The 1980-nt window shown below is 68.0% G+C and carries 1 protein-coding gene; it reads left to right on the top strand.

Features of this window, described 5'->3' with window-relative positions:
- Positions 1-1980 (top strand): non-ribosomal peptide synthetase (locus tag AAF481_20495; protein MEM7483546.1); only part of this gene is annotated, 1980 nt, incomplete at both ends.

The raw sequence follows: 1980 nt of genomic DNA, 5'->3' as shown, positions 1-1980 counted from the left end.
GAGCGCCTCGGTGCCGGGCTCTCGGTGCTCCTCGAGGCGGTGGCGGAGGATCCGACACGAGCCCTCGAAGACTACCCGCTGGTCAGCAGCGCCGAACGGCGCCAGGTCCTGGCCTGGAGCAGGGCAGAGGAAGGGCAGGCGGCGGCCGGATTTCGCGGCGTCGGAGCCCGTTTCCGAGAACAGGCCGATCGCCGTGGGGACCACACGGCGGTGGTGTGCGGAGGGAAGACCGCCAGCTATCGTGAGCTCGCCGCCGCGACCAGCGCTGTGGCCCGCTTGCTGCGCGCCCGCGGCGTCGGCCCAGAGACCGTGGTCGGGATCTTCCTCGACCGCTCGATCGAGCAGGTGAGCGCGATCCTGGGTGTGCTCGAGGTCGGAGGCACCTATCTGCCCCTGGACCCCAATGATCCGCACGAGCGCACGGCGCGAGTTCTCGAGCTGGCCGGGGTGCGTTGGATCCTGAGCCGTCAGGGGCTCGCCGAAGTCTTGCCACCGAGCCATGGGGAGCTGCTTTGCCTCGACCAAGAGGCCGAGCCGGAGCCGCCAAGCGATGGAGCGGCCGACATCACCCGCGATGCGGTCGCCGCCGAGAGCTTGGCTTACCTGATGTTCACCTCGGGTTCGACCGGCGAGCCCAAGGGGGTGATGATCCGCCAGGCGAGCCTCGACAATTACCTCGCTTGCTTGCCCGGTGCCCTCGGTATCGGTCGGGATGACATCTACCTCCACACCGCCTCCTTTACGTTCTCTTCGTCGGTGCGCCATCTCCTCGTGCCCTTGACCCAAGGGGCTACCGTGGTCGTCGCGACGGCCGAGGAACGGCACGATCCGCGGCGCCTGCTCGGCTTGCTGGGCGACCTCGGGATCACGGTGATGGATACGGTCCCGGCCTTCTGGCGCAGCTGTATCGAGGCACGGGTTGGCTCGGATTCGGACGCGCAAGCGCTGCGCCTCTCGCTCGCGACCGGTGCGCCGCTGCCTGAGGAGACGCCGCGCGAGTGGTGCCACGGCCGCCAGCGACCGCCGCGATTCTTCAACATGTACGGTCAGACCGAGACCACGGGGATGGTCGCGATCCACCCCTGGGCGGGTGACTCGGAGACCGCCGACGGGCAAGCCGAGTCCGAAAGCGGCAAAGTTCTCGTGCCCCTCGGCCGTCCGGTACCCGGCGGGGCGATCTATGTGCTCGACCGGCATTCGCGTCCGGTGGGTGCCGGCTCGATTGGCGAGATTCATGTCGCCGGGGCGGCGCCGGCGCGAGGCTACCTCGGCCAGCCGGGGCTGACCGCTGAACACTTCTTGCCTGACCCTTTCGGCTCCCGATCGGGATCCCGCTTGTTCCGCACCGGCGACCTCGCATTCTTCGATGCCGAGGGCCTTTTGCACTTCGCTGGCCGGGTCGATCACCAGGTACAGATCCGTGGCTTCCGGGTCGAGCCGGGGGAGGTCGAGGCGATCCTGGCACGGCACCCCGACGTCGAACGCTGCGCGGTGCGAGCCTTCGGCCAGGGAACCGGAGATGCCGAGCTGGCGGCCTTCGTCGTCCTCGCCGACGAGGCTGACGGCGATTTTGCATCGTTGCGCCGATTTCTCGAAAAGCAGCTGCCGATCTACATGCTGCCGAGGCGCTTCGTCGGTCTCGACGAACTCCCTCTGACACCCACGGGCAAGGTCGAATACCGCTCGTTGCCCGAGCCGGAGCGGGGGAGCCATCGGCCCTATGTCGCGCCGTCGACCGCACTCGAGCGCGAGTTGGCCGAGCTCTGGGTGGAGGTGCTCGAGGTCGAGCGTGTCGGCGTCGAGGATGATTTCTTCGACCTCGGCGGACACTCGATGCGTGGCATCCTCATCATGTCGCGAGTGCAGGAACGCTACGGCGTCGAGATCCCGCCCTATCGACTCTTCGAAGCCCGCACGGTGAAGGAGCTGGCGGTCCTGGTGGAGGAGCATCAGTTGGCGGCGGCGAGCTCTGAAGACTTG

It is taken from the genome of Acidobacteriota bacterium (assembly GCA_039030395.1).
Taxonomy (GTDB): Bacteria; Acidobacteriota; Thermoanaerobaculia; order Multivoradales; family JBCCEF01; genus JBCCEF01.
The sequence above is the reverse complement of the archived record's forward strand: the minus strand, read 5'-3'. Positions and strand labels throughout refer to the sequence as shown.